The organism is Microcystis sp. M53603_WE2 (genome assembly GCF_030065435.1).
Window position 1 is genome coordinate 1 of the sequence record NZ_JASJFF010000446.1, and the last position, 2,237, is coordinate 2,237.

General features: G+C 44.2%; 2 protein-coding genes. One reads left to right on the forward strand and one right to left on the reverse strand.

From position 1 onward, the window contains the following. The coding region (uvrB, locus tag PX481_RS09400; protein WP_288094471.1) for an excinuclease ABC subunit UvrB at window positions 1–1,543 on the reverse strand (1,543 nt) is incomplete at its 3' end. A 191-nt stretch (window positions 1,544–1,734) separates the two neighbouring features. On the opposite strand from uvrB, the gene PX481_RS09405 reads away from it, so the two are divergent. Beyond that, a complete protein-coding gene (locus PX481_RS09405) occupies window positions 1,735–2,226 on the forward strand; it encodes a hypothetical protein (RefSeq protein ID WP_002760830.1) in 492 nt (163 codons plus the stop codon). Window positions 2,227–2,237 lie beyond the last annotated feature (11 nt).

Below are 2,237 nucleotides of genomic sequence, written 5' to 3' on the forward strand. Positions count from 1 at the left end.
AAGACACTTCCGGCAGGTCTAACCCCTCGCGAAGCAAATTCACCCCGATCAGCACGTCAAAGACCCCTTCTCGCAGGTCTTGGATAATTTCAATCCGTTGAATTGATTGAATTTCTGAATGTAGATATCTAACTTTAATTCCCCTTTCTTGCAAGTATTCGGTTAAATCTTCCGCCATGCGTTTAGTTAAAGTGGTAATCAAAACCCGTTCATTTAACTGCACTCGCTCCTTAATTTCCCCTAATAAATCATCTACTTGTCCCTCGGTTGGTCGCACAAAAATCTCAGGGTCTAAAACTCCCGTCGGTCGGATAATTTGTTCAACAATGCGATTTTCTGACTGTTCTAATTCCCAATCTCCCGGAGTGGCCGAAACCAAAATACATTGATTAACTTTCTGCCAAAATTCTTCCGACTTCAAAGGACGATTATCCGCAGCACTGGGTAAACGAAACCCGTGATCGATCAAAACTTTTTTTCGTGATTGATCGCCATTATACATCCCGCGAATTTGCGGCACACTAACATGAGATTCATCCACAACTAATAACCAATCTTGGGGAAAATAATCCACCAAACATTCCGGCGGTTCCCCCGCTAATCTACCCGCTAAATGCCGCGAATAATTTTCTACGCCATTACAATAACCCACTTCCTGCAACATTTCTAAATCATAACGAGTCCGTTGGTCTAAACGTTGCGCTTCCAGTAATTTGCCCGCTTTTTCTAACTCCAATAAACGGTTATCTAACTCGGTTTTAATATCCCGACAGGCCACCTCTAAACGTTCCTCTGGGGTAACAAAGTGACGGGCCGGATAAATACTAATTCGCTCTAATTTTTGCAAAACTTCCCCCGTCAGGGGATCGAGATAACGAATACTTTCAATCTCATCGCCAAAAAAATCAATTTTAATAACCCGATCCTCGTAAGCGGGAACAATTTCCAAAATATCGCCCTTCAGACGAAAACGACCGCGAGTTAACTCCAAATCATTGCGATTGTACTGCACTGACACCAAGGCCCGTAATAATTGCCTTTGGTCGAACTCTTGACCAACTGTTAAGGAAATCGCCGCTTTTAGGTATTCCGCAGGCATTCCTAAACCATAAATACAACTAATGGAAGCGACGACGATCACATCCCTGCGTTCAAACAGCGATCGCGTGGCCGAATGGCGCAGCATATCGATCTCATCATTAATCGAAGAACTCTTTTCGATATAGGTATCGCTGACGGGAATATAAGCCTCCGGTTGATAGTAGTCGTAATAGCTGATAAAGTATTCCACGGCGTTATTGGGGAAAAATTGCCGCAATTCGTTGCATAATTGGGCCGCCAGGGTCTTATTATGGGCAAGGACGAGGGTAGGCCTGCCGATTTTCTCGATCACAGCGGCAATGGTGAAGGTTTTGCCGGTGCCGGTTGCCCCTAGGAGGGTTTGGAAACGATGCTGGTTTTGCAGGGAATCTACCAATTTATTGATCGCTGCCGGTTGATCCCCAGTGGGTTGAAAGGGTGCTTGTAGTTGAAAAGCGGTCATTAGCGGCTAGGTGTAGAGAACAGGCAAAATAAATTATCAATCAAATTACCAACACTTATAGGGTTTTGGGAAAGAAAGATGTATCTTAATATTAGAGAGGATTTTAAAAAAAGATTAAAAGTCTTCGAGAATACCCTAAACTTAAATCTTATCGTTTCCCCGAAGCTATTAACGGAAAGGAGTATCAGGTTATGACGGTGGAAAATCTAGAAACGAACGGGACTCAAACCCCAGCAACCACAGAAGAAAAGACCAGCAGCCCACGCGGTAAAGCTACTACGGCTAAAACCGCCAAAGATAAAGAAGTGGTCGCCCTTTCGGTGAAAAACAACGCTGAATCGGCTTCCAAAGCCTTAAAATTCTATCAACCTGAACATCGCTTACCCGAAAATCGTCCTGTTGGTACTAGCCATCTTCACTTCACGGAAGATGAAATGTTACCAGGGGGCCGTCCCGTGGAAGTTAGCCATCTGAAAGTGGTTAGTACCTATTCTTCCGTCGGTGGATTGCGTCCTGTCGGCTCTAGTGGTATGGAAGTCAGTAGCACTCTAGCGATTTCTGGCAATCGTCCGATCGCTCTCAGTCATCTGCACATTAGCGAAACTTATACAGTCATGGGTAATCGTCCCGTTGCTTCCAATGAAATCGATGATCCCGAAACTTTAATGGGATTTTTGGATTAATTGTTTTGTTG

Coding starts and splice junctions, on each gene's coding strand:
- PX481_RS09405 (WP_002760830.1), top strand. CDS start 1,735: ATGACGGTGGAAAATCTAGAAACGAACGGGACTCAAACCCCAGCAACC.